The following is a 26315-nucleotide window of genomic DNA, read 5'->3' as shown; positions in this document are numbered from 1 at the left end:
CTTAGCGTTTTGAACCGTAATAGACTTCGTTCCAGCGCAGCGCGTCTTTGAAGGCGGGCAGGCGGGTATCGTTATCAATCACGGTCAGCTCGATGTCGTGCAGCTCGGCGAACTGACGCATGTCGTTCAGATCCAGCGCGTGGCTAAACACCGTGTGGTGCGCGCCGCCGGCCAGGATCCAGGCTTCTGAAGCGGTTGGCAGGTCAGGCTGTGCTTTCCACAGGGCGTTGGCGACCGGAAGTTTCGGCAGAGAGTGCGGCGTTTCAACCGCATCGACGCAGTTCACCAGCAGGCGGAAGCGATCGCCCAGGTCGATCAGGCTGGCGTTGATGGCCGGGCCCGTACGGGTGTTGAAGATCAGACGCGCCGGATCGGCTTTGCCGCCGATGCCGAGGTACTGCACGTCGAGGATCGGTTTCTCTTCCACGGCGATCGTCGGGCACACTTCCAGCATGTGCGAGCCGAGCACCAGGTCGTTGCCGTTTTCGAAGTGATAGGTGTAGTCCTCCATAAAGGAGGTGCCGCCCTGCAGACCGGTCGACATCACCTTCATGATGCGAAGCAGAGCGGCAGTTTTCCAGTCGCCTTCGCCCGCAAAGCCGTAGCCCTGCTGCATCAGACGTTGTACCGCCAGACCCGGCAGCTGTTTCAGGCCGTGGAGGTCTTCAAAGGTAGTGGTAAAGGCGTGGAAGCCGCCCTGTTCCAGGAAGCGCTTCATGCCCAGCTCGATGCGCGCCGCGTCCAGCACGTTCTGACGCTTGTCGCCGTTGATTTGTGCCGCAGGCGTCAGGCGGTAGCTGCTTTCGTACTCGTCCACCAAAGCGCTCACGTCGCCGTCGCTGACTTCATTCACCACCTGCACCAGGTCGCCCACGGCCCAGGTATTCACGGAGAAGCCGAACTTGATCTGCGCGGCCACTTTGTCGCCGTCGGTGACCGCCACTTCACGCATGTTGTCGCCGAAACGCACCACTTTCAGATGGCGAGTATCCTGTTTGGATACTGCCTGGCGCATCCAGGAGCCGATACGCTGTTGCGCCTTGCCATCCTGCCAGTGGCCGGTGACCACCGCGTGCTGCTGGCGCATACGCGCGCCGATGAAGCCGAACTCGCGGCCGCCGTGCGCGGTCTGGTTCAGATTCATAAAGTCCATGTCGATGCTGTCCCACGGCAGGGAGGCGTTGAACTGGGTATGGAACTGCAGCAGCGGTTTGTTGAGGATAGACAGGCCGTTGATCCACATTTTGGCGGGTGAGAAGGTGTGCAGCCACACCACCAGACCGGCACATTTATCGTCGTAGTTGGCGTCGCGGCAGATGTGGGTAATTTCATCCGGCGTCGTGCCCAGCGGTTTCAGCACCAGTTTGCACGGCAGTTTAGCTTCCGCGTTCAGCGCGTTAACGACGTGCTCCGCGTGTTTCGTCACCTGCTGCAGCGCTTCCGGTCCGTACAGATGCTGGCTGCCAATCACAAACCATACTTCATAGTTATTAAAAATGGTCATCATCGTGTCCTTAATGGGTCAGGGTTGCCGTAGTGTCCGCGGTGCTTTTGGCCGGGGCGGCGACAGGGAGATAGTGAAGTTCGGCGCTTTTTGCCCATTGCTGGTAGCGCTGATAAAGCTGTTCAAAGCGTTGCGCCTGCTGGGCACGCGGCTGGAGCGTGTTTTCGACGGCGCTCGCCATATGCTGCTGCGCGGTCGGGATGTCGACATGCACGCCCGCAGCCACGGCAGCGAAAATCGCCGCGCCCAGCGCGCAGCACTGATCGGAGGCCACAATCTGCAGCGGACGGTTCAGCACGTCGCAGCAGGCCTGCATGATCACCGGGTTTTTACGGGCGATACCGCCCAGCGCCATCACGTTGTTGACGTCGATACCCTGCCCGGTGAAGCACTCCATAATGGCGCGGGCACCGAAGGCCGTTGCGGCAATCAGACCGCCGAACAGCGCAGGGGCGTCGGTCGCCAGGTTGAGATCCGCGATCACCCCTTTCAGACGCTGGTTGGCAAACGGCGTGCGGCGGCCGTTAAACCAGTCCAGCACCACCGGCAGGTGATCGAGAGACGGATTTTTTGCCCAGGCTTCGGTGAGCTGCGGCAGAAGCTGCTTTTTGCTGTCGGCTATCTGGGTTTTCAGTTCAGGATGCGCCGCCGCCAGCTGGTCCAGCGGCCAGCCGAGCACGCGACCAAACCAGGCGTAGATATCGCCAAACGCGGACTGACCGGCTTCAAGACCGATGAAGTCCGGCACCACGCTGCCGTCAACCTGGCCGCAGATGCCTTTCACCGCGCGGTCGCCAACGGTGGCTTTATCCGCCGTCAGGATGTCGCAGGTTGAAGTCCCGATGACTTTGACCAGCGTGTTTGGCTGTGCGCCCGCGCCCACGGCGCCCATATGGCAGTCAAAGGCGCCGCCGGAGATGGCCACGTTCTGCGGCAGGCCGAGGCGCGTCGCCCACTCTTCGCAGAGGGTGCCGACGGGAATATCGGCGGTAAAGGTGTCGGTAAAGAGCGGGTACGTCAGGCTCTTGTTGAGGATCGGGTCGAGTTCATCAAAGAACGCGGCCGGAGGCAGGCCGCCCCAGCTTTCGTGCCACAGGGATTTATGCCCGGCGCTGCAGCGGCCGCGGCGGATATCCTGCGGGCGAGTGGTGCCGGAGAGCAGGGCAGGCACCCAGTCGCACAGCTCAACCCATGACGCCGCAGCCTGCGCAACGGCTGCGTCGGCACGGGTGACGTGGAGGATCTTGGCCCAGAACCATTCGCTGGAATAAATCCCGCCGATGTAGCGCGAGTAGTCTGTCTTGCCCGGCTGATGGCACAGGCGCGTAATGGCTTCAGCCTCTTCTACGGCGGTGTGGTCTTTCCACAGCACGAACATGGCGTTCGGGTTGTCGGCAAACTCCGGGCGCAGCGCCAGCACGCGGCCTTCGGCATCGACAGGAGCAGGCGTGGAACCGGTGCTGTCGACGCCAATTCCGACAATCTCAGCCCGCTGGTCGTCAGTCAGTTCAGCGAGGACGGTTTTGATCGCCGCTTCCATCGACTCGATATAGTCACGCGGGTGGTGACGGAACTGGTTGTTCGGCGCATCACAGTAGCGCCCCTCTTGCCAGCGCGGGTACCACTCAACGCTGGTTGCTATCTCCTGGCCGGACGTACAGTCCACTGCCAGCGCGCGAACCGAATCGCTGCCAAAATCGAGGCCAATCGCAATTGCCATGGTGTTGCTCCATCGAAAAAACAGGTATGGAAGAACATTAGAGACTGGGGAAAAAAGTCGTCAGGCAGGATCCGCTAATCTTATGGACTAAATTGCTGTTACAACGGAAAGTGTGACGCCGTGCAAATATTCAATGTGGACATTTCTGCCGCACTTATAGACACTTTTGTTACTGGTTATCTGCCTGCTCTGGCGGAGAAATCAGGGGGAAAGGCTGAAACATGGCGGACGTAAAAGCGGCGTGATGCTTTTTGGATCTTTTCGCGGGCCATTTTAAAGCTGCTTTTAGTGATATGGACAATTGGTTTCCTTCAGGACCCTTGGGAGAACTGAATCTATGGCCGAAACGCAAAACGATCCCCTGCTGCCGGGATACTCGTTTAACGCGCACCTTGTGGCGGGACTGACCCCTATCGAGGCTGAGGGATACCTCGACTTTTACGTCGATCGACCGCTCGGCATGAAAGGGTATATCCTCAACCTGACCGTGCGAGGGGAAGGGATCATCAAGAACGGTGACCAGCAGTTTGTCTGCCGCCCCGGCGATATCCTGCTGTTCCCGCCGGGGGAGATCCACCACTATGGCCGTCATCCGGATGCCAAAGAGTGGTATCACCAGTGGGTCTATTTCCGTCCGCGCGCCTACTGGCAGGAGTGGCTTTCGTGGCCCGCCATTTTTGCGCATACCGGTTTTTATCGCCCGGATGAGGTTCATCTGGGGCAGTTTCGCGAGCTTTTTGCGCAGATTATCGAAGCGGGACAGGCCGGTGGTCGCTACGCCGAACTGCTGGCGATTAACCTGCTTGAACAGCTGCTGCTGCGACGGATGGAGGCGATTAACGAGTCGCTTAATCCCCCGCTGGACAACCGCGTGCGCGACGCCTGCCAGTACATCAGCGACCACCTGGCCGATAGCCAGTTTGATATCGCCAGCGTTGCTCAGCACGTCTGCCTGTCGCCGTCGCGGCTGTCGCATCTGTTCCGCCAGCAGCTGGGCGTCAGCGTATTGAGCTGGCGCGAGGATCAGCGCATCAGTCAGGCAAAGCTGCTGCTCAGCACCACCCGGATGCCGATTGCCACCGTCGGACGCAACGTGGGCTTTGAGGATCAGCTCTATTTCTCCCGGGTATTTAAAAAATGCACCGGCGCCAGCCCGAGCGAATTCCGCGCGGGATGTGAATAAACGGTAAAAAAAGATAAACAAACAGGTGAATGCAGAAAGCAACCTGTAAACTATTCAGACAATTGTTGCCTTGACGCGGTGCGGGGCGCTAAGCAGAATCGCTGATTCGTTTTCTGACCGGAATAGTTATGCAGGCATTGCTGGAACACTTTATTACCCAGTCCGTTATGTACTCGCTCATCGCCGTGGCGCTGGTGGCGTTTCTGGAATCGCTGGCGCTGGTTGGGCTGATCCTGCCCGGCACCGTGATGATGGCAGGGCTTGGGGCGCTGATTGGCAGCGGCGAGGTTAATTTCTGGCAGGCGTGGCTGGCCGGGATTATCGGCTGCCTGCTCGGCGACTGGATCTCCTTCTGGCTGGGCTGGCGCTTTAAGAAGCCGCTGCACCGCTGGTCGTTCATGAAAAAGAACAAAGCCCTGCTGGATAAAACCGAACATGCGCTGCATCAGCACAGCATGTTTACCATCCTCGTCGGCCGCTTTGTCGGGCCAACGCGTCCGCTGGTGCCGATGGTGGCGGGGATGCTGGATCTGCCCGTCGCAAAATTCGTGGTGCCGAACATTATCGGCTGCGTCTTCTGGCCGCCGTTCTACTTCCTGCCGGGGATCCTGGCCGGCGCGGCCATCGATATCCCCGACGGTATGCAAAGCGGTGAGTTTAAGTGGCTGCTGCTGGGCACGGCTGTGCTGCTGTGGCTGGCGGCATGGCTCTGCTGGCGGCTGTGGCGCAGTGGGAAAGCCAGCGTCGATCGCCTGACGCGCTATCTTCCGCGCTCTCGCCTTTTGTGGCTGGCCCCGCTGACGCTTGGCGTGGCTGTGGTAGCCCTGGTTGCGCTGATTCGTCACCCGCTGATGCCGGTGTACGGCGAGATTTTATTAAAAGTGGTGAGCCGTTAACGACGATTTCCCTCTCCCTGTGGGAGAGGGCCAGGGTGAGGGCATCAGACCGCACGAATGCCCAACAGTGAAGACGCCCCCGCCTTACCGCTCAGCAGTTCTTCTGTTTTTCCATCCCACAAAATACGCCCTTCGGCAATCACTACCGATCGCGGGGCGATGCGAGCGGCATCCTCAATACTGTGTGAAACCATCAGCATCGTCAGCTGCTGGCGCTGACAGACGTCCTGAACCAGGGCGAGCATCTCCAGGCGCAGCGCGGGATCGAGCGCCGAGAACGGCTCATCCAGCAGCAGGATCGGCTGCTCGCGGACAAGACATCGCGCCAGCGCCACGCGCTGACGCTGGCCGCCGGAAAGCTCGCCCGGCAGCCTGTCGATGAACTCGTTGATCCCCATCTGGGCGGCAATGATCTCCAGCTTCTGGCGCTGGGCATCGTTCAGCCTGAGTCCCGGATGCATCCCCAGCGCGATGTTTTGCCGCACCGTCAGATGGGTAAACAGGTTGTTTTCCTGAAACAGCATTGAGACCGGACGTTTCGCGGGCGGCGTGTAGGTATGATCTTGATTGTTAATGACGATCGCACCGCTTGCCGGCTGCAGAAAACCCGCAATCAGATTAAGCAGCGTGCTTTTTCCCGCGCCGCTTGGGCCAAGCACGGCGATCATCTCCCCCTGGCGCACGGAGAGCGTGAAGCGCATCGGCAGATGCTGGTAAAGCCAGGTTACATCAGTCAGTTTTAACATCACGCCCCGGAAGTTTTTCGATAACGGTAAATAAGGCAAAGCACAGCAGCAGCAGTAACAGCGCGGTGACCGCGCCGTCCTGACTGCGATAAGAGCCGATCTGCTGGTAGAGCCAGTATGGCAGCGTGCGGAAATCGTCATTGCCAAAGAGAGCCACCACGCCAAAATCCCCAATCGACAATACGCAGGCAAACGCCAGCGCCTGCGCCAGCGGACGTTTTAGCGCGCGGAGTTCCACCACCTTCAGCCGCTGCCAGCCCTGCATACCCAGCGACTGGCACAGCAAACCGTAGCGGCTGTTGACGTCGCGCATCGGGTTTTCCAGCACTTTGAGCGCGTAAGGGATGGCCATCAGGGCGTTGGTGAAAATCACAATGCCGTCGGCCATTTCCGGCAGGCCGATGGTGCTGTTGAACAGTAAAAAGAAGCCCGTCGCCAGCACGATGCCCGGCATCGCCAGAATCAGCGTCCCTGTCAGCTCCAGCGTCTGCCCGGCCTTTGGGGCCTGCCGGGCATAGAGTTCACGGCTGCTCCACAGCAGCATCATGGTTAGCATGACGCACAGTAACCCTGCCGCCAGCGCGATACGCAGCGAGGTCCAGGTCGCCTGCCAGAGGACGGGCTGTTGCAGGACGGACATGAGATTGAGGTTCAGTCCGTCAACGATAACGGCCATCAGCGGCGGCAGCAGAAGCAGGAGCGCCAGCGCGATCAGGATAAAATCGGTAACGCGGCTGTGCAGGCTGTCCTGCGGATCGCGCCAGCCGGTTATTTGATTGCTGCCAGGGGGAATGGCTTTACTCAGCCGCTGGCTCAACAGCACCAGCACAAGGCAGCACGCCATCTGCACCATCGCCAGCAGCGCGGCGCGACCGGGATCGTAGTCGTAACTCAGCGCCTGGTAAATCGCCAGCTCAATGGTGGTGGCCTGCGGCCCGCCGCCGAGCGACAGCACGGTGGCAAAGCTGGCAAAGCAGAGCATAAAGATTAACGCCGCGACGGGCGGGAGCTGGCGGCGCAGCCACGGCCATTCGACAAAGCGGAAGAACGACACGCCGCGCATGCCGAGCTGGGCGGCAATCTGACGCTGTTCGCCGGGAATGTTTTCCAGCGCCTGCAAGAAGAGGCGCGTTGCCATCGGCATATTGAAAAACACGTGCGCGAGCAGAATGCCCTGCAATCCGTAAGGAGAGAATGACCATTCCAGACCAAGCTGGCCGAACAGCGAAGCCAGCCAGCCCTGGCGACCGTAAACGCTGAGGATGCCAAATACCGCCACCAGCACGGGCAGGATCAGCGTCATGGCGCACAGGCGCAGCAGTGCCAGCCTGCCTGGAAAACGCCGGCGATACAGGGCGCGCGCAAGAAAAATAGCCGGGAGCACCGACAGCAGGGCAGAGAGAGACGCCTGCCAGAAGGAGAACCGGATAACGTGCCAGAGGTAGCTGTCGTGCCAGAGGGCGAGCAGGTCGCTCTCTGGCGCGTTGAACCACAGTGCAAGAAAAGCCCCCAGGCTGACCGCCACCATCACTGTGGCGGCGAGCAGCCCGGGAAGTAACCAGCCGGGAATCAACGGCTGACGGCGCGTTGCCATTCACTTACCCATGCTGCACGCTGCGCGGCGACCTGCTGCGGCGTAAACTCCAGCGAGGTGTTTGGTTTGGTCAACTGCTCGAAACCTGCGGGCAGCGCAACGTTCGTGATCGGATACATCCAGTTGCCTGCGGGAATCGCATTCTGGAACGCCGGTGAAACCATAAACTTCAGGAACTTCTCGGCCAGCTCCGGCTGTTTGCTGGCGGCGGTACGCGCGGCGACTTCCACCTGCAGATAGTGCCCTTCAGCAAAATCAGCGGCAGCATAGTTATCTTTCTTCTCGGCGATGATGTGGTAGGCCGGAGAGGTGGTGTAGCTCAGCACCAGATCGCTTTCACCTTTCAGGAACAGGCCATAGGCTTCGCTCCAGCCTTTGGTGACGGTGACGGTTTTGGCGGCCAGTTTCTGCCACGCCTCCGGCGCTTTATCCCCGTAAACCTTTTGCATCCACAGCAGCAGGCCCAGGCCTGGCGTACTGGTGCGCGGATCTTCATAAATCACGCGCCATTTCTGGTCACTCTCAACCAGCTCTTTCAGGCTCTTCGGCGGGTTTTTCAGCTTATTTTTGTCGTAAACAAAAGCAAAGTAGCCATAGTCGAACGGCACAAAGGTGTCGTTTTTCCAGCCGCCCGGCACGTTAACGGCATCTGCCGCGACGCCGCTTTTGGCAAACAGTTTGGTTTGCGAGGCGGCCTCCAGCAGGTTGTTATCCAGCCCGAGCACTACGTCGGCCTTGCTGTTTTTCCCTTCCATGCGCAGACGGTTGAGCAGCGATACGCCATCTTCCAGCGCCACGAACTTCAGCTCGCAGTTACAGTCAGCTTCAAAGGCTTTTTTAACCACCGGGCCAGGGCCCCAGTCGGCAGAGAAGGAGTCATAGGTGTAGACCGTCAGGACGGGCTTCGCAAAAGCAGGCAGCGCAAACAGCGCCAGCAGGGGAAGAACTTTTTTTAACACTTTGCACCTCAAGGTTGAGTGGCAAAGGATTTTGAGCGACAGCCTCAAATCCCTTCGCCGGCGTTATCCGGATCAGGTTCGACGGGTATTATCTCAGCGCACATCTGTGATGCAGCACCCCGTTGAGAACGGCGCTATTGTAATGATTTGGTGAATATTACGAAAGTGTTATGGCTCCGGCGGCGCAAACCAGGCGGATTTAAAATCAAACCAGCCCAGGGTATTCATCCGCAGGCCGCGCATGCTGCGCTGGCCCTGGATCATCAGCCAGTGGTGGATCAAGGGTACGATCGCCTGCTCGGTCAGCAGCTGCTGGCACCACGCTGCAAGATTCATTTCGCCCGCGCGCCACAGGGCGGCATCCTGCTGCCAGTCACGGTCGATGCAGTGCTGGATCAGCGGGACTTCATACAGATGCGAGAAAAGGGAAAAATCGAGCGGCAGGGTAAAGTTGGCGCTGTTGAGCCAGATATCACTGGCTATCTCCCCCTGATGCCATTCGTCATAGTCCACTTCCCTGACCTCTAACCTGACCCCCTCGGCTGCCAGCAGCCGGGTCATGATTCTGGCGATAAAACGATGCTCCACGTGCTCGCGGTAGTAGGTCAGGGTGATGGACTCCAGCCCTGCGGGTTTGTCGCAGTGCACCGGGCGGGCGTGGTGCCAGCGCGGAAGCAGGCCGTACGCCGGGAACCAGTATGTCTGGTACTGCTCTTCCGCATGGTAAATCAGATTGGAAGGGGACAAAACGTGGCTAACCCACTTGCGGACGGCCTGGTTTGCCCCACGGTGGGTGCGGCGGTCAAACAGGAGATAGTAACACCCTTCCTCGAGGCGACTCTCCACGGCTTTTTCTCCCGTGGTGGGGCCTTCCAGCGTCAGCCCGCAGCTCAGGTCTTCATTGAGATCCGGCAATACCCAGACGTTCACTTCGTCGATCAGCGCCCGATAGCCAAAGTAGTCGTCGAACGCGCGGATTTTCAGCTGATTGCTGTTATTGCGGGACACGGAGTAGGGCCCGGTGCCAATCGGCAGGCTGGCAAAATTGTTCATTGATTCCCACTCGCCGGGCAAAATCATCGACGGCACGTAGCCCAGCAGCCAGGGAAGCCACTTATCCTGCTGCGACAGCTCAATATCCAGCGTCCAGGCCGTGGGGGAGTGGACGCGGGAGATATGCGAGTAGAGCGGTAGCCTGCGGGCACGTTCCAGAGAGGTGATGACGTCGTGCATTTCCAGCTCGCGGCCGTGGTGAAAGTGGATGCCGGGGCGTAAAAAGAAGCGCCAGTGGCGCGGGGAAAGTTGCTGCCAGTGATGCGCGATATCCGCCTCCAGTTCCCCGTTTTCCTCATTTATCCGCGTCAGACCGCTGAAGATTTGCCGGGCCATATGCGTTTCTGAGCGGCGTAAGGCCGTGCCGGGCAACAGATTTTTCATCGGACGGTAGTAGAGCACCCGCAGAATGTGGCGGCCCTGACGAAAGCTGCGCCCGAGATGGGAAACCAGCATCTGGCGCACGGCGGCTTTGTCGCCAACCAGCTGTACCAGCTGATCGATGCGGTCCTGCTCGAGCAGATCTTCCGCGCGCTGCTGCTGCAGCGCCAGCCCGGTATAGAGGAAGGTCAGCCGCGAACGTTTGCCGCGTCCCGCCTCCGCTTCCCAGCTTAACCAGCCCTGCTGCTGCATGGTGTTGAGCAGCGTGCGCATATGGCGACGGGAGCAGCTAAGCAGGTCAGCCAGCTCGTTGAGCGTAGTCTCCTGCGATTGCCCCTCGCAGCACTGCCAGAGGCGGATAAACTGTTGTTGCAGACGACCGGAAGGCATAAAAGGGGAACTCCTGACAAAAAACCAGCAATTTATTTATCCCTATATTAGGCCAATAATTCTCCCCGATGAAGCGAGGAGGTAAATTATGAAGAGGTCTACCGCACGTCAGTTCTATCAGCAGTACTTTTCAGCGACAAAAGGATCGTCCTGGCTGGCCCGCCGGTGTGCAGAGCAACGGCTGAAAACGTTAGAAGAATTGATGCAGTGGGACGTTACAACACCGACCTCTTCCCGCTAACTCGCCTCGATCATGTGTGACTGAGTATTGGTGCTTATCACCCGCCAGCAAAATGTTTTTGCTGGCTTTTTTCGTTTACTATTCACCCAATTTCGATTCGCTTTCACAAGGACTTGCGCATGCTCTGGTTGATGACGATGGGGCGACGCCTTAACGGCGTGTATGCCGCTTTTATGCTGGTGGCCTTTATGATGGGCGTGGCGGGGGCGCTGCAGGCGCCGACGCTGAGCCTGTTTCTCAGCCGTGAGGTGGGGGCGCAGCCGTTTTGGGTCGGCCTGTTTTACACCGTTAACGCCATTGCCGGGATCCTGGTCAGCCTCGCGCTGGCGAAACGATCGGACAGCCATGGCGATCGCCGCAGGCTGATCCTCTTTTGCTGCGCCATGGCCGTGGGCAACGCGCTGCTCTTTGCCTTCAACCGTCATTATCTGACGCTTATTACCTGCGGCGTGCTGCTGGCGTCGCTGGCGAACACCGCCATGCCGCAGCTGTTCGCGCTGGCCCGTGAATACGCGGATAACTCGGCGCGTGAAGTGGTGATGTTCAGCTCGGTGATGCGCGCCCAGCTTTCGCTGGCGTGGGTCATTGGCCCGCCGCTGGCCTTTATGCTGGCGTTGAACTACGGCTTTACCACCATGTTTTCCATCGCCGCCGGGATTTTTGTCATCAGCCTGGCGCTGATTGCCTTCGCGCTGCCGTCCGTGGCGCGCGTCGAACAGACGACGGATAAACCTGTCACCGAGGTGAGCGGCTGGCAGGACAAAAACGTCCGCATGCTGTTTATTGCCTCCACGCTGATGTGGACCTGCAACACCATGTACATCATCGATATGCCGCTGTGGATCAGCAGCGATCTGGGCCTGCCGGACAAGCTCGCGGGGATCTTAATGGGAACTGCCGCCGGGCTGGAAATTCCGGCAATGATTCTGGCGGGTTACTACGTTAAGCGCTTTGGAAAGCGCAGGATGATGATTGTCGCCGTGGCGGCCGGGGTGCTGTTCTACGCGGGGCTGATCCTTTTCCATTCGCGGGAAGCGTTGCTGGCGCTGCAGCTGTTTAACGCCGTGTTTATTGGGATTGTTGCCGGGATCGGCATGCTCTGGTTTCAGGATCTCATGCCCGGTCGTGCCGGCTCGGCGACCACGCTTTTTACCAACAGCATTTCAACCGGGGTGATTCTGGCGGGCGTGATTCAGGGGGCGCTGGCGCAAAGCTACGGGCACGCGTCTGTCTACTGGATGATTGCGGCGCTATCCGTCGTGACGCTCCTGCTGACCTGCCGCGTAAAAGACGTGTGATCGGATGAGCGAAATGGAGCCCGGGAACGCCGGGCTCTGTGAACCGTTTTATTCTGAATACTGATATTTACGCTGCGCGCGTAGCGTCAGGTACATATGAACGAGGCCCATGAAGCCGTGTGCCCAGAAATATGTCTCAATAAAGACCGTCAGGAATTTATGCAAATCCAAGACGGATTCCGTGACGGACGAAACCGGCCCGAGCGTGGCGTTCAGCACGAACCAGGCCGCGCCGCAGAGTGCAACGCCCAGCAGCGCCAGCACGCCCAGACCTTGCACCGTTGCTGCCATACCGCCGGCATGCGCGTCAGGAAGCTGACGCTGCGCGAGGGTGCGAATATCGTCAACAATTCCGCGAAAATCCAGCGCCAGCCAGGCGAAGTAATACTTAAATCCGCGCTGGGTTAACATCCATGCCATCATGGCAATGCCACAAAAAATTAAACCAAACCCGGAGATAACATGGATCCAGGTGACAATTCCGTTCAGCCCGGATTCGTGGAGGGCTTCACTTTCGGTGAAATTAGAATTGATAATCTGGGCGAGGACCAGTACGGCCACAAGAATGTGCAGTATGCGAAGAAAAGGTGTTTCTTTATGGGGAAGCGTATCGCGTAATGTTGGTTTCATCGCTTTTTACCTCAATAATGAGAGAGCTGATGCGATGCAGTGTGACGCAGATTAATTAACGAAACCTTAACGGTCGCTTGCGTCACACTGTATTTATACGTTCCGGTTAGTGGGCAGGATCAATATGCGTCATCACGTTCAGCACATTGAATTTTTGCATCACGTTATTTCTGGCATTCACGGCAATCTGATGTCCTTCTTTTACGCTTAATTCGCCGTTCACTTCCAGATGGACATCGACAAGGGCTAAATCGCCCATCTTGCGGGTTTTTAAATCATGGAGTCCGGTGACGCCCTCGGTTGCGAGAAGACACGTTTTGATGTCGTGCTCCAGCTCGGGCTCAAGCGAACGGTCCATCAGATCGTGCAGGGCATCGGCAGCAAATTTGTAACCCATATGGGCGATGAACACTCCGACAATCAGGGCCGCAATGAGGTCCATCGCGTGAAAGCCCACTAAATTCCCGGCAATGCCGATGGCGACAACCACTGACGACGCTGCGTCAGAACGGGCATGCCAGGCATTGGCTATCAGCAGCGAGGACTGAATACGTTTTCCCGTGGCAAACATGTATCTGAACAGGCTTTCCTTTACCACCAGCGCCAGAATCGCCACCCACAGCGCGGCCCCTTTCACCAGCTGATGCGTCTCGGGGTGAAGCAGTTTATTGCCTGCGGACCAGAGCATCCCGACCCCCACAAGCAGCAGAATAGCGCCAATAATGAGCTTTGCACCGTTTTCGAAACGCAGATGACCGTAATGATGATCGATATCAGAGGCTTTCTGGCTCTTTTTATTCGCAACCAGAACGACAAAGTCGGAGGATAAATCGGAAAGAGAATGAATCCCATCAGCAATTAAACCTTGTGAGCCGGAAAATATTCCTGCAACTATCTGAAAGGCGGTGAGTAAACTATTTATTATCACGCTTACTAATGTGCATTTATGTATTTCCCGAGAACGGATATGAGACTTGTTTCCATTTTTCTTTTCCATGATTATTTCCGCTACCAGCTGATTGAGCGATTATTTTGCGCACGGAACATTAAATTGACATTAAATATAACGTCATTATTGGCTGGGTTTGGGCAGTATTTACAGAAGGAGGGGGGCTCGGGATAAAACGCGGCCTGCAGAGTGGACTGCAGGCCGGAGGATTATTTCATAAATGCGGGTTGTTTGTTTTCGTAAGCGGCAATCGCCGCGTCGTGCTGGAGAGTTAAACCAATGCTGTCCAGACCGTTCAGCATGCAGTGACGGCGGAACGCATCAATGCTGAAGCTGTAGGTCTTATCCCCGGCTTTCACCACTTCTGCTTCCAGATCCACTTCAAACGAAATGCCCGGATTCGCCTTAACCAGCGCGAACAACTCATCGACCTGTTCATCGCTCAGCGTGACGGGCAGCAGCTGGTTGTTGAAGCTGTTACCGTAAAAAATATCCGCGAAGCTTGGGGCAATGACCACTTTAAAACCGTAGTCGGTGAGCGCCCACGGCGCGTGCTCACGGGATGAGCCGCAGCCAAAGTTTTCGCGTGCCAGCAAAATGGAGGCGCCTTTGTATTCCGGGAAGTTCAGAACGAATTCCGGATTAGGCACTTCGCCCTTATCGTCCAGGAAACGCCAGTCGTTAAACAGATGTGCGCCGAAACCGGTACGCGTCACTTTCTGCAGAAACTGTTTTGGAATAATAGCGTCAGTATCGACGTTAGCGGCGTCCAGCGGGACAACCCGGCCCGTATGTTGGGTAAATTTCTCTGCCATGATTGTCTCCTTATTTCAGGCTGCGAATATCGGCGAAATGGCCGGTGACTGCCGCAGCGGCGGCCATTGCCGGGCTGACCAGATGGGTGCGCCCACCGCGGCCCTGACGGCCTTCAAAGTTACGGTTGCTGGTGGAGGCGCAGCGCTCGCCCGGATTCAGGCGATCGTTGTTCATGGCCAGACACATGGAGCAGCCGGGCAGGCGCCACTCGAAGCCCGCTTCGATAAAGATCTTATCCAGACCTTCGGCTTCCGCCTGGGCTTTCACCGGGCCGGAGCCTGGTACTACCAGCGCCTGCACGCCTGGCGCCACTTTGCGGCCTTTGGCAATCTCGGCTGCGGCACGCAAATCTTCGATACGGGAGTTGGTGCAGGAACCGATAAAGACTTTATCAATGGCGACATCGGTCAACGGCACGCCGGGCTTCAGCCCCATGTAGGCCAGCGCTTTTTCCGCACTGGCGCGCTCGACCGGATCGGTAAAGGATGCCGGGTCAGGGATATTGTCGTTAACGGAAATCACCTGGCCCGGATTGGTGCCCCAGGTCACCTGCGGCGCAATCTCTTCTGCCTGAAGAGTGACGACGGTGTCAAAGGCTGCGCCATCGTCGGTTTTCAGGGTTTTCCAGTACGCGACCGCGTCGTCAAAATTCTGACCTTTCGGCGCGTGCAGACGACCCTTCACGTAGTTGAAGGTGGTTTCGTCCGGCGCGACCAGACCGGCTTTTGCGCCCATCTCAATCGCCATATTGCACAGGGTCATGCGTCCCTCCATGCTCAGCGCCTGGATGGCTTCCCCGCAGAACTCAACAACGTGACCGGTGCCGCCTGCGCTGCCGGTTTTACCGATGATGGCCAGCACGATGTCTTTTGCGGTAATACCCGGTGCGGCTTTACCCTTCACTTCAATCTTCATGGTTTTGGCGCGGCCCTGTTTCAGGGTCTGCGTTGCCAGCACATGTTCCACCTCGGAAGTGCCAATCCCGAACGCCAGAGCGCCAAACGCGCCGTGGGTCGCGGTATGGGAGTCACCGCAAACGATGGTCATGCCCGGCAGGGTGATCCCTTGCTCTGGCCCCATCACGTGGACGATACCCTGATACGGATGGTTCAGGTCGTACAGCTCAACGCCAAATTCATTGCAGTTCTTAATCAGCTCCTGCATCTGGATACGCGCCATCTCACCCGAGGCATTGATGTCTTTGGTCTGGGTGGAAACGTTGTGATCCATTGTCGCGAAGGTTTTACCCGGCTGACGTACCGGACGCTTGTGCGCGCGCAGGCCGTCAAATGCCTGAGGAGAAGTCACTTCGTGTACCAGATGACGGTCAATGTACAGCAGCGGGGTTTCGTTTGGTGCCTCGTAAACAACGTGCGCATCAAACAACTTTTCATATAACGTCTTAGCCATGATTACACCCCTTCAGCGACATAGCGGGCAATGATGTCGCCCATTTCATCGGTACTGACTGCCGCCGTGCCGCGTGCTAAATCGCCGGTACGGACGCCTTCTTCTAACGCCCGGTTAATGGCGTTTTCAATTGCGGTTGCCGCCTCGCCTGCATCCAGGCTGTAGCGCAGCAGCAGGGCCAGGGAGAGGATCTGCGCAATCGGGTTAGCAATATTTTTGCCGGCTATATCCGGCGCGGAACCGCCCGCAGGCTCGTACAGGCCAAAGCCTTCTTCATTCAGGCTTGCAGAGGGCAGCATGCCCATGGAGCCGGTGATCATCGCGCATTCGTCAGAGAGGATATCGCCGAACAGGTTGGAGCACAGCAGCACGTCAAACTGGGACGGATCTTTAATCAGCTGCATGGTCGCGTTGTCGATGTACATGTGCGACAGCGCGACGTCCGGGTACTGCTTAGCGACTTCGCTGACGATCTCGCGCCACAAAATGGAAGACTGCAGCACGTTCGCTTTATCAATGGAGGTCACTTTATGGCGGCGTTTGCGCGCCGACTCGAACGCGATGTGGGCGATACGTTCGATTTCGAAACGGTGATACACCTCGGTGTCGAACGCTTTCTCGTGTTGTCCGCTGCCTTCGCGTCCTTTTGGCTGACCGAAATAGATCCCGCCGGTCAGTTCACGCACGCACAGAATGTCGAAACCTTTGGCGGCGATATCCGCGCGCAGCGGGCAGAACTCTTCCAGACCCTGATACAGCTTCGCCGGACGCAGGTTGCTGAACAGTTTGAAATGTTTACGCAGCGGCAGCAGCGCGCCGCGTTCTGGCTGCTCTGCCGGCGGCAGGTGTTCCCATTTCGGGCCACCGACGGAACCAAACAGCACGGCATCAGCATTTTCGCAGCCTTCCACGGTCGCTTTTGGCAGCGGCGTACCGTGGTTATCAATCGCAATACCGCCCACGTCGTAGTGGCTGGTAGTGATTTTCATCGCAAAACGCGCGCGAACGGCTTCCAGTACTTTCAGCGCCTGTGCCATCACTTCCGGACCAATACCGTCGCCCGGCAACACAGCAATATGGTAATTCTTCGACATTACACGGTTTCCTTGTTGTTCTCTTTATTCTGAGCTTTGCGTTGCAACTCTTTTTCGACTTCGGCGGCGCGCCAGATGTTGTTCAGAACATGCACCATCGCTTTCGCGGAGGATTCAACGATATCGGTCGCCAGGCCCACGCCGTGGAAGCGGCGGCCATTGTGGGTAACAACAATGTCGACCTGACCCAGTGCATCTTTGCCGTGGCCCTTGGCCGTCAGGTCATATTTCACCAGCTCAACGTCGTACTCGGTGACGCGATTAATCGCCTGGTAAATGGCATCGACAGGGCCGTTACCGTTAGCGGCCTCTGCTTTAATTTCATCGCCGCAGGCCAGTTTGACCGAGGCGGTGGCGATGTCGCTGGAGCCGGACTGCACGTTGAAGTAATCCAGACGGAAGTGCTCCGGCTCTTCCTGCTGCTTGTTAATAAAGGCCAGCGCTTCCAGGTCATAGTCGAACACCTGGCCTTTTTTGTCGGCCAGTTTCAGGAACGCGTCGTACAGCTGGTCCATGTTGTAATCGCTGTCCTTATAACCCATCTCTTCCATACGATGTTTAACCGCCGCGCGACCGGAACGGGAGGTCAGGTTCAGCTGTACTTGATTCAGGCCGATGGATTCCGGGGTCATGATTTCGTAGTTTTCACGATTCTTCAGGACGCCATCCTGGTGGATACCGGAGGAGTGCGCGAAGGCGCCGGTACCGACAATCGCTTTGTTAGCCGGAATGGGCATGTTGCAAATCTGGCTGACGGTCTGGCTGGTGCGCCAGATTTCGTTGTGATTAATGCGGGTGTGCACGTCCATGATGTCTTTGCGCACTTTGATCGCCATGATCACTTCTTCCAGCGAACAGTTGCCCGCGCGTTCGCCGATACCGTTCATCGCGCCTTCTACCTGACGCGCGCCAGCGTGGACGGCGGCGATAGCATTGCCTACGGCCAGACCCAAATCATCGTGGGTGTGGACGGAGATAATTGCTTTATCAATATTCGGCACGCGGTCATACAGGCCGGTGATGATGTTGGAGAACTCAAACGGCATGGTGTAGCCGACGGTGTCCGGGATGTTGATGGTTTTCGCGCCCGCGTTGATGGCGGCTTCTACAACGCGCGCCAGGTCTTCGATTGGCGTACGGCCCGCATCTTCACAGGAGAACTCAACGTCATCGGTATAGTTGCGTGCGCGCTTAACCATGTACACCGCGCGCTCAATCACCTCATCCAGCGTGCTGCGCAGCTTGGTTGCGATGTGCATAGGCGAAGTAGCAATAAAGGTATGGATACGGAACGCTTCGGCGACCTTCAGCGACTCGGCGGCGACGTCGATGTCTTTCTCTACGCAGCGCGCCAGAGCACAGACGCGGCTGTTTTTAATGGTGCGCGCAATGGTCTGTACGGATTCGAAATCACCCGGGGAAGAGACAGGGAAACCGACCTCCATCACGTCGACACCCATACGTTCGAGAGCCAGCGCGATCTGCAGTTTCTCTTTTACACTCAGGCTTGCCTGCAATGCCTGTTCACCGTCACGTAAAGTTGTATCGAAAATAATGACTTGCTGGCTCATGGGTTAGGTCCTTGTCAGTCTTAGGGCGCCTTGCTACGAGCATAAAAAAACCCGCGCAGTGGCGCGGGTTTCTAGTCTTACTGGTGACGATTCAACGCTGAATTTCGCCCGCCAGTCTACCGCGCACAGTGGATGCGTTTAGTAGTAGTAGACCGGTGAAACGAATGGTGCGTGTCATGAATCGTGCTCCGTTAAATTCAATATGCTTTTAGTGGTACTGGATACGGTTGTTCATGTCAACCCCTGAGGATGAAAACGGGCCTGACAGATGGAATCAACAGGGTATTCACTTTAGCTAATTGTGCTGGTTTTAGCTTTTTTGACCAGATTAATTGTCTAATTTTGGACTTGAGAAAAGAGTTGCAGATACCAATAAATATAAATGTTTAAAAATGAGTGGAATGTTTTAAGAGGATGCTTTGTGTTTAAATAGTTTTGATATCATAAACTTATAAATGCAGTGAATCTTTTCCGGAATGCTGGAAAGCGAATGGATATAACAGGTTGTTAACTAACTGTAGGGCAATAGTTATAACAGTTTAATAATGCTTAAGTCATCATTAACCTGACGGCAATTGTATATTGGTTTGATTTATGGTTTCATTTAAATCCTAAAGTCAAACATATCAGTTTTGCTCATTAATTTTCGTTAATATAAAGTCTTTATTTATTCCGAATTTTAAATAATTCTCTTTCGCTGATCGTATTTGCATGATAAATGATATTTTTCAGGATTATTACCGTACGTTGGCAAAGGGGTGTAGCGTGACAGTGGAGTCAGAAGTGCCAGAAAATAATATTAAACAACCTCAAGCTACTGATGGGATTAAACCGCAGTTACGCACGGTGGATCTGAATCTTCTGACGGTGTTTGATGCTGTCATGCAGGAACAGAATATCACCCGCGCTGCCCAAACCTTGGGGATGTCACAACCTGCCGTGAGTAATGCCGTTGCCAGGCTTAAGCTTATGTTTAACGACGAATTATTTGTTCGCTACGGGAGGGGGATCCAGCCTACGGCGCGCGCATTCCAGCTGTTTGGCTCCATTCGTCAGGCGTTGCAACTGGTCCAAAATGAGCTGCCGGGATCGGGCTTTGAACCCTTAAGCAGCGAGCGCGTATTCCATCTTTGTGTCTGTAGCCCTTTAGATAATTATTTAACGTCGATTATCTATAATAAAGTTGAAGAGATCGCACCAAATATCAATCTTGTTTTTAAATCATCCCTGAATCAAAACACAGAACATCAGTTACGCTATCAGGAGATCGAATTCGTTCTGGGGTATGAAGAGTTCCGTCGTCCGGAATTTTCCTGCGTGCCGCTGTTTAAAGATGAAATGGTTTTGGTCGCCAGTAAAAAACACCCGCGCCTGAATTCTCCGCTGCGAGAAAACGATGTTTATAACGAGCAGCACGCCGTTGTTGCGCTCGACAGATATGCTTCCTTTAGCCTGCCGTGGTATGACACTGCGGATAAACAGGCGAGCGTGGCTTATCAGGGCATGGCCATGGTCAGCGTATTAAACGTGGTTTCCCAGACACAGCTGGTGGCAATTGCGCCGCGCTGGCTGGCAGAAGAGTTTTCTGACCCTTTAAATCTGCAAATTTTGCCTCTGCCGCTCAAGCTAAATAGCCGTACCTGTTATCTTTCCTGGCATGAAGCAGCGGGCCGGGATAAAGGACATCAGTGGATGGAAGAGTTGCTGGTTGGCATCTGTCGCCGGTAAACGCATCAGGATAAATCGCATCGGTTTATGTGATTTATCCTGAGTTTTTTTAGATAACTGCTATTTTCTTCTGTGATGATTTTTTTTTGGCTGCTCTACGGTACGCAAAAATAGATGATTTCCTGCATTGTCGCGCTTTTCAGCGATGATTTATCACCTCACTCTCTATTCCCAGAGGAATTAACCATATCTTCTGTGAACGGCTGCTTTTTCTGCTTTACGCACCGTTTATCTCCCCGGGTTTGCTAATTGCCTGCCTCATAACGAGCGGTTAAGGTAAAGAACACTCTGCAAAATATAAGATTGGTTCATCCCAGTCGTAAGACGGTGCGGAAATGAATTCGGCAGTCCGTCTATAACAAAATGCCTGGAGGCAAAGCATGGAGATGTTGTCTGGCGCGGAAATGGTCGTTCGGTCGCTGATCGATCAGGGCGTAAAGCAAGTGTTCGGCTACCCTGGCGGTGCGGTTCTCGATATTTATGATGCGCTGCATACGGTTGGGGGCATTGACCATGTTCTGGTACGTCACGAGCAGGCGGCGGTACACATGGCTGACGGCCTGGCACGTGCGACGGGTGAAGTGGGCGTGGTATTAGTCACGTCCGGCCCCGGCGCGACAAACGCCATTACCGGGATTGCGACGGCCTATATGGACTCTATCCCGCTGGTGATCCTCTCCGGGCAGGTGGCAACCTCACTGATTGGCTACGATGCGTTTCAGGAGTGCGACATGGTTGGGATTTCGCGTCCCGTTGTGAAGCACAGCTTCCTGGTCAAGCAAACAGAAGACATTCCCGGCGTACTGAAAAAAGCCTTCTGGCTGGCGGCGAGCGGACGCCCGGGACCGGTGGTGGTCGATCTGCCTAAAGATATTCTCAACCCGGCAAACAAGCTGCCTTATGCCTGGCCGGAATCGGTCAGCATGCGCTCTTATAATCCCACAACGCAGGGGCATAAAGGTCAGATCAAGCGAGCGTTGCAAACGCTTCTGGCAGCCAAAAAACCGGTGGTCTATGTCGGTGGCGGGGCGATCAACTCTGCCTGTGAAGCCCAGCTTCGTGAACTGATTGAAAAGCTTAACCTTCCCGTTGCGTCGTCGCTGATGGGCCTGGGGGCGTTCCCTGCCACCCATCGTCAGGCGCTGGGAATGCTGGGTATGCACGGTACTTATGAAGCCAACATGACGATGCATCATTCCGATGTGATTTTTGCCGTCGGCGTGCGCTTTGACGATCGCACCACCAACAATCTGGCGAAGTATTGCCCGAACGCTACCGTGCTGCACATTGATATCGATCCAACGTCAATTTCAAAAACGGTGTCGGCTGATGTGCCGATCGTCGGTGATGCCCGGCAGGTTCTGGAGCAAATGCTGGAACTGCTGACCCAGGAGAGTGCAACCCAGCCGCTGGATGAGATCCGCGACTGGTGGCAGCAGATTGAACAGTGGCGTGCGCGTCAGTGCCTGAAATATGACACGCAAAGTGAAAACATTAAGCCGCAGGCGGTCATTGAAGCGGTGTGGCGACTGACGAAAGGTGAGGCGTACGTGACCTCAGACGTGGGGCAGCATCAGATGTTCGCCGCCCTGTATTACCCGTTTGATAAACCGCGACACTGGATCAACTCCGGTGGTTTAGGAACCATGGGCTTTGGTCTGCCTGCTGCGCTGGGCGTGAAGCTGGCGCTGCCGAATGAAACCGTCGTCTGCGTGACGGGGGACGGCAGTATTCAGATGAACATTCAGGAGCTGTCTACCGCGCTGCAATATGAACTGCCGGTACTGGTGCTGAACCTGAATAACGGGTATCTCGGTATGGTGAAGCAGTGGCAGGATATGATCTACTCTGGCCGCCACTCTCAGTCATACATGAAATCGCTGCCGGATTTTGTTCGTCTTGCTGAAGCTTACGGCCATGTAGGCATGCGGGTGACCGATCCGGCTGAGCTGGAAACGAAGCTCGCTCAAGCGCTTGAGCACGTAAAAAACAACCGCCTCGTCTTTATGGATGTGATTGTTGATGGGACCGAGCACGTTTATCCGATGCATATTCGTGGTGGTGGTATGGATGAAATGTGGTTAAGCAAAACGGAGAGAACCTGATATGCGCCGGATATTATCTGTTTTACTGGAAAACGAGTCTGGCGCACTGTCGCGCGTCATTGGCCTTTTTGCGCAGCGCGGTTATAACATTGAAAGCCTGACCGTTGCCCCAACGGAAGACCCGACGCTGTCGCGCATGACGATCCAAACCGTCGGCGATGCCAAAGTGCTTGAGCAAATTGAAAAACAGCTGCATAAGCTGGTCGACGTACTGCGCGTGAGCGAGCTGGGGCAGGGGGCCTACGTTGAACGTGAGGTCATGCTGGTGAAAATCCAGGCCAGTGGCTACGGGCGTGATGAAGTCAAACGCAATGCGGATATTTTCCGCGGACAAATTATCGACGTCACGCCTTCTCTTTATACGGTGCAGCTGGCCGGGACAAGCGACAAGCTGGATGCTTTCCTCGCGTCCGTGCGGGACGTTGCAAAAATTGTCGAGGTGGCGAGATCGGGTGTCGTTGGTCTGTCACGCGGCGAGAAAATCATGCGTTAGTTGTCAAAAAGGTTCGCCTCTTTCTGCCCGGTCACCAAAGCCGGGCTTTTTTTTGCGTAATCAGCCGACAACGCAGATAAAAGCGGTTGCCGCGAAGTCTTTTCTGCGTTTAGATGTTAAAAGATTTAACCATAACCTTGACAGGGCCATGGACTCTTTTCTTTTTTTAAGGGGCAATTGTGAAACTGGATGAAATCGCCCGGCTAGCCGGCGTGTCACGAACAACGGCCAGCTATGTGATTAACGGTAAAGCAAAGCAGTACCGTGTCAGCGACAAGACCGTTGAAAAAGTTATGGCGGTGGTTCGTGAGCATAACTACCATCCGAATGCTGTCGCAGCCGGTCTGCGTGCCGGGCGTACCCGCTCTATTGGTCTGGTGATCCCTGACCTGGAAAACACCAGCTATACCCGTATCGCCAACTATCTTGAACGTCAGGCGCGCCAGCGCGGCTATCAATTGCTGATTGCCTGCTCGGAAGACCAGCCCGACAACGAAATGCGTTGCATTGAGCATCTGCTCCAGCGCCAGGTGGATGCCATCATCGTGTCGACCTCCTTGCCGCCAGAGCATCCGTTCTACCAGCGCTGGGCGAACGACCCGTTCCCAATCGTTGCGCTGGACCGCGCGCTCGATCGCGAGCATTTCACCAGCGTCGTGGGTGCGGATCAGGATGATGCAGAAATGCTGGCCGCAGAGCTGAGAACGTTCCCCGCTGAAACAGTGCTGTATCTTGGCGCGTTGCCCGAGCTTTCCGTGAGCTTCCTGCGTGAGCAGGGATTCAGAACCGCCTGGAAAGACGATCCGCGCGAGGTTCACTACCTCTATGCCAATAGCTACGAACGCGAAGCCGCAGCGCAGCTGTTTGAGAAATGGCTGGAAACGCATCCGATGCCTCAGGCGCTGTTCACCACGTCATTTGCGCTGTTGCAGGGTGTCATGGATGTGACCTTGCGTCGTGAAGGTAAACTGCCCTCCGACCTGGCGATTGCCACGTTCGGGGATAATGAGCTGCTCGACTTCCTGCAGTGCCCGGTGCTGGCGGTAGCACAGCGTCACCGCGATGTGGCTGAACGCGTGCTTGAGATTGTGCTGGCAAGCCTGGATGAGCCGCGCAAACCGAAGCCGGGTCTGACGCGTATCAAACGTAATCTCTACCATCGCGGAATTTTAAGCCGCCAAAAATGAAATGACCGGGGCGGAGAAATCTGCCCCATTTTGCTGTGATTATTCGTGCAGATAATTCCCGGAGAGAAATTAGGATAATTCTTGCGGGATCGTAATCGCCTATTTTTTTAATTCATTCTGGCTTTTAAATTGTCCTTTTAAAGAACATGCGGGCGATTTTAAACAGCTATCTTTGTATTATTTTGTTACAAACCCTCTTCGGTCGATGAATATTCAGACGTTTTTCCTCTTACTGCTTCAGCTTACGTGGCAACCTCCGCGCTTACCGGGCACCTGGATGAATCTGGCGCTGTTATCCCCTGAGAATCTGTCATAAAATGCTGCCCGCGTCGCAAACTGACACTTTATATTTATCTGCGATGATATTGAGTGAGCTTTAACGCTAGTGTGCATATTCGGTTTTTTTCTTACAAATATTCATAACGTTAATTTTGCCTCGCCAGTTGTGCAGTTATTAACCAGGACTGTTTATCTCTGTAAATAGAGGGCTTTCGGGTCCTTATAGGGAGAGTCCTGGCTTGACAAGCTTTTCCCTCGCTCCGTAAACTCCTTTAGGTGGGAATTTGTGGGTTAAAGTGGTGAGGAGGGGTGAGACTGGCATGTTCCGTGGAGCTACGTTAGTCAATCTCGACAGCAAAGGGCGTTTATCGGTACCAACCCGATACCGCGACCAGCTGATTGAGAACGCTGCGGGTCAAATGGTTTGCACCATTGACATTAACTCCCCCTGCCTGCTGCTTTACCCCTTGCCTGAATGGGAAATTATTGAGCAAAAGCTGTCGCGACTGTCGAGCATGAACCCGCAGGAACGCCGCGTGCAGCGGCTGTTATTGGGACATGCCAGTGAATGTCAGATGGATAACGCAGGGCGGTTACTGATTGCCCCTGTGTTGCGGCAACATGCCGGTCTGACCAAAGAAGTGATGCTGGTCGGGCAGTTCAACAAGTTTGAACTGTGGGATGAAACGACCTGGTATCAACAGGTCAAGGAAGATATCGACGCTGAGCAGTCTGATTCCGCGACATTATCGGAACGGCTGCAGGACTTGTCTCTATAAATATGATGGAAAATTATAAACACAAAACGGTGTTACTGGACGAGGCCGTAAACGGTCTGAATATTCGTCCGGATGGCATCTACATTGATGGCACGTTTGGTCGCGGTGGTCACTCGCGTTTGATTCTCTCCCAGCTTGGAGAGGAAGGACGTCTGCTGGCAATCGATCGCGATCCGCAGGCAATTGCCGTTGCACAAACCATCAATGACCCACGCTTTTCCATCGTGCATGGACCTTTCTCTGCGCTCGCGGATTATGTTGCCGAGCGTGGCCTGACGGGCAAGATCGACGGGATTCTTCTCGATCTTGGCGTCTCTTCACCCCAGCTTGATGACGCTGAACGTGGTTTCTCCTTTATGCGTGATGGTCCGCTGGACATGCGTATGGACCCGACGCGCGGTCAGTCTGCCGCTGAGTGGTTACAGAACGCTGACGAAGCCGATATTGCATGGGTCATCAAAACGTTTGGCGAAGAGCGCTTTGGCAAACGTATTGCGCGCGCCATCGTTGAGCGCAATCGCATTGAGCCCATGACCCGCACCAAAGAGTTGGCCGAAGTGATCGCGGCGGCGACACCGGTGAAGGATAAGCACAAACATCCCGCGACCCGTACCTTCCAGGCGGTTCGCATCTGGGTAAACAGTGAACTGGAGGAAATAGAGCTGGCGCTAAAAAGCTCGCTCGACGTGCTAGCCCCGGGTGGGCGGTTATCCATCATCAGCTTCCATTCGCTGGAAGACCGTATTGTGAAACGCTTTATGCGCGAGCAAAGCCGCGGTCCACAGGTGCCAGCGGGGCTGCCGATGACGGAAGAACAACTCAGGAAGCTGGGTGGCCGTCAGTTGCGAGCATTAGGCAAGTTGATGCCGGGCGAAGAAGAAGTGGCAGAGAATCCACGCGCCCGTAGTTCAGTGCTGCGTGTTGCAGAGAGGACGAACGCATGATCGGCAGAGTGACAGAGACCCTAAGCAAAGTTAAGGATTCGTTAGGAAGCAACGAGCGCCATGCCTTGCCTGGCGTGATCGGCGACGATCTTTTGCGGTTTGGGAAACTGCCACTCTGTCTGTTCATTTGCATCATTGTCACGGCAGTTACGGTGGTGACCACCGCCCACCATACACGTTTATTGACTGCGCAACGCGAGCAGATGGTACTGGAACGCGATGCGCTGGATATTGAATGGCGAAATCTGATCCTTGAAGAAAACGCGCTCGGCGATCACAGCCGGGTTGAACGGATCGCAACGGAAAAGCTGCAGCTGCAGCATGTTGATCCTTCGCAGGAAAATATCGTAGTACAAAAATAAGGG

Annotated in this window: 24 protein-coding genes and 1 riboswitch; of the genes, 11 read left to right on the top strand and 13 right to left on the bottom strand. The window is 55.7% G+C overall.

The window, feature by feature from the left end; translation table 11 throughout:
• Position 1: 1 nt before the first annotated feature.
• The gene (gene araA, locus USF70_RS14160; RefSeq protein ID WP_033144613.1) at positions 2 to 1504 is read right to left on the bottom strand and encodes an L-arabinose isomerase; all 1503 of its coding nucleotides are present in this window, start codon (positions 1502 to 1504) and stop codon (positions 2 to 4) included.
• 10 nt (positions 1505 to 1514) lie between these two features.
• Positions 1515 to 3224 (bottom strand): ribulokinase, encoded by a 1710-nt coding sequence (araB, locus tag USF70_RS14155; RefSeq protein ID WP_320735720.1) that lies wholly within the window; start codon positions 3222 to 3224, stop codon positions 1515 to 1517.
• A gap of 337 nt (positions 3225 to 3561) precedes the next feature.
• Here araB and araC point away from each other — a divergent pair, with 337 nt between their 5' ends.
• Positions 3562 to 4407 carry an arabinose operon transcriptional regulator AraC gene (araC, locus tag USF70_RS14150; protein ID WP_033144615.1) on the top strand — a complete coding sequence of 282 codons (846 nt, stop codon included), beginning with the start codon at positions 3562 to 3564 and terminating at the stop codon, positions 4405 to 4407.
• A 128-nt stretch (positions 4408 to 4535) separates the two neighbouring features.
• Positions 4536 to 5303, top strand: a complete 768-nt coding sequence (locus USF70_RS14145) for a DedA family protein (RefSeq protein WP_047060155.1) — start codon at positions 4536 to 4538, stop codon at positions 5301 to 5303.
• A 44-nt stretch (positions 5304 to 5347) separates the two neighbouring features.
• On the opposite strand, the gene thiQ is transcribed toward USF70_RS14145, so the two are convergent.
• From thiQ to sgrR, 4 genes are all read right to left on the bottom strand, one after another.
• Entirely contained in the window at positions 5348 to 6049 is a 702-nt protein-coding gene (gene thiQ / locus USF70_RS14140; protein ID WP_232938626.1) for a thiamine ABC transporter ATP-binding protein ThiQ, read from the bottom strand.
• A complete protein-coding gene (gene thiP, locus USF70_RS14135; protein ID WP_320735719.1) occupies positions 6033 to 7643 on the bottom strand; it encodes a thiamine/thiamine pyrophosphate ABC transporter permease ThiP in 1611 nt (536 codons plus the stop codon). The genes thiQ and thiP overlap by 17 nt, the downstream gene beginning before the upstream one ends.
• Positions 7619 to 8602 carry a thiamine ABC transporter substrate binding subunit gene (gene thiB / locus USF70_RS14130; protein ID WP_320735718.1) on the bottom strand — a complete coding sequence of 328 codons (984 nt, stop codon included), beginning with the start codon at positions 8600 to 8602 and terminating at the stop codon, positions 7619 to 7621. Before thiB ends, thiP begins: the two co-directional genes overlap by 25 nt.
• Positions 8603 to 8633: 31 nt before the next feature.
• A riboswitch (TPP riboswitch) is annotated at positions 8634 to 8734 on the bottom strand.
• A gap of 36 nt (positions 8735 to 8770) precedes the next feature.
• Complete coding sequence (gene sgrR, locus USF70_RS14125; protein WP_320735717.1) at positions 8771 to 10426, bottom strand: HTH-type transcriptional regulator SgrR; 1656 nt, start codon at positions 10424 to 10426, stop codon at positions 8771 to 8773.
• An 88-nt stretch (positions 10427 to 10514) separates the two neighbouring features.
• Between sgrR and sgrT the strand changes: the two genes are divergently transcribed.
• Both sgrT and USF70_RS14115 read left to right on the top strand, forming a co-directional pair.
• On the top strand, positions 10515 to 10667 hold the full coding sequence (gene sgrT, locus USF70_RS14120) for a glucose uptake inhibitor SgrT (protein ID WP_023334488.1): 153 nt from the start codon (positions 10515 to 10517) through the stop codon (positions 10665 to 10667).
• 119 nt (positions 10668 to 10786) lie between these two features.
• Positions 10787 to 11965 (top strand): sugar efflux transporter, encoded by a 1179-nt coding sequence (locus tag USF70_RS14115; protein WP_126796844.1) that lies wholly within the window; start codon positions 10787 to 10789, stop codon positions 11963 to 11965.
• A gap of 48 nt (positions 11966 to 12013) precedes the next feature.
• Here the strand turns inward: USF70_RS14115 and USF70_RS14110 are convergent, their stop codons facing one another.
• The 7 genes from USF70_RS14110 to leuL form a co-directional block, all read right to left on the bottom strand.
• Entirely contained in the window at positions 12014 to 12595 is a 582-nt protein-coding gene (locus USF70_RS14110; protein ID WP_045400998.1) for a cytochrome b/b6 domain-containing protein, read from the bottom strand.
• Between the two features lie 106 nt (positions 12596 to 12701).
• Complete coding sequence (locus USF70_RS14105; protein WP_320735716.1) at positions 12702 to 13592, bottom strand: cation diffusion facilitator family transporter; 891 nt, start codon at positions 13590 to 13592, stop codon at positions 12702 to 12704.
• Positions 13593 to 13753: 161 nt separating this feature from the next.
• Entirely contained in the window at positions 13754 to 14359 is a 606-nt protein-coding gene (gene leuD / locus USF70_RS14100) for a 3-isopropylmalate dehydratase small subunit (RefSeq protein WP_039260825.1), read from the bottom strand.
• A 10-nt stretch (positions 14360 to 14369) separates the two neighbouring features.
• Positions 14370 to 15770 (bottom strand): 3-isopropylmalate dehydratase large subunit, encoded by a 1401-nt coding sequence (gene leuC / locus USF70_RS14095; protein ID WP_033144624.1) that lies wholly within the window; start codon positions 15768 to 15770, stop codon positions 14370 to 14372.
• Positions 15771 to 15772: 2 nt separating this feature from the next.
• Positions 15773 to 16864, bottom strand: a complete 1092-nt coding sequence (gene leuB, locus USF70_RS14090; protein WP_048975031.1) for a 3-isopropylmalate dehydrogenase — start codon at positions 16862 to 16864, stop codon at positions 15773 to 15775.
• A complete protein-coding gene (gene leuA / locus USF70_RS14085) occupies positions 16864 to 18435 on the bottom strand; it encodes a 2-isopropylmalate synthase (RefSeq protein ID WP_029741222.1) in 1572 nt (523 codons plus the stop codon). Before leuA ends, leuB begins: the two co-directional genes overlap by 1 nt.
• Positions 18436 to 18526: 91 nt before the next feature.
• Positions 18527 to 18613, bottom strand: a complete 87-nt coding sequence (leuL, locus tag USF70_RS21750; RefSeq protein ID WP_071786497.1) for a leu operon leader peptide — start codon at positions 18611 to 18613, stop codon at positions 18527 to 18529.
• A 587-nt stretch (positions 18614 to 19200) separates the two neighbouring features.
• Between leuL and leuO the strand changes: the two genes are divergently transcribed.
• The 7 genes from leuO to ftsL all read left to right on the top strand — a co-directional run bounded on the left by leuO (position 19201) and on the right by ftsL (position 26312).
• Positions 19201 to 20163 (top strand): transcriptional regulator LeuO, encoded by a 963-nt coding sequence (gene leuO, locus USF70_RS14080; RefSeq protein WP_045888154.1) that lies wholly within the window; start codon positions 19201 to 19203, stop codon positions 20161 to 20163.
• Between the two features lie 380 nt (positions 20164 to 20543).
• Complete coding sequence (ilvI, locus tag USF70_RS14075) at positions 20544 to 22268, top strand: acetolactate synthase 3 large subunit (RefSeq protein WP_320735715.1); 1725 nt, start codon at positions 20544 to 20546, stop codon at positions 22266 to 22268.
• A 1-nt stretch (position 22269) separates the two neighbouring features.
• Positions 22270 to 22761: an acetolactate synthase small subunit gene (gene ilvN, locus USF70_RS14070; protein ID WP_023334498.1), complete on the top strand. Its 492-nt coding sequence runs from the start codon at positions 22270 to 22272 to the stop codon at positions 22759 to 22761.
• A 179-nt stretch (positions 22762 to 22940) separates the two neighbouring features.
• Complete coding sequence (gene cra / locus USF70_RS14065) at positions 22941 to 23948, top strand: catabolite repressor/activator (protein ID WP_008501993.1); 1008 nt, start codon at positions 22941 to 22943, stop codon at positions 23946 to 23948.
• A gap of 599 nt (positions 23949 to 24547) precedes the next feature.
• On the top strand, positions 24548 to 25006 hold the full coding sequence (gene mraZ / locus USF70_RS14060) for a division/cell wall cluster transcriptional repressor MraZ (RefSeq protein ID WP_021240528.1): 459 nt from the start codon (positions 24548 to 24550) through the stop codon (positions 25004 to 25006).
• A gap of 2 nt (positions 25007 to 25008) precedes the next feature.
• The gene (gene rsmH / locus USF70_RS14055; RefSeq protein ID WP_087823391.1) at positions 25009 to 25950 is read left to right on the top strand and encodes a 16S rRNA (cytosine(1402)-N(4))-methyltransferase RsmH; all 942 of its coding nucleotides are present in this window, start codon (positions 25009 to 25011) and stop codon (positions 25948 to 25950) included.
• A complete protein-coding gene (gene ftsL, locus USF70_RS14050) occupies positions 25947 to 26312 on the top strand; it encodes a cell division protein FtsL (protein ID WP_008501989.1) in 366 nt (121 codons plus the stop codon). The genes rsmH and ftsL overlap by 4 nt, the downstream gene beginning before the upstream one ends.
• Positions 26313 to 26315 lie beyond the last annotated feature (3 nt).

Source organism: Enterobacter sp. 237C8 (assembly GCF_034106865.1).
GTDB lineage: Bacteria > Pseudomonadota > Gammaproteobacteria > Enterobacterales > Enterobacteriaceae > Enterobacter > Enterobacter asburiae_B.
Note: the sequence above shows the minus strand (reverse complement) of the source record. Positions and strands in the feature narration are given on the sequence as shown.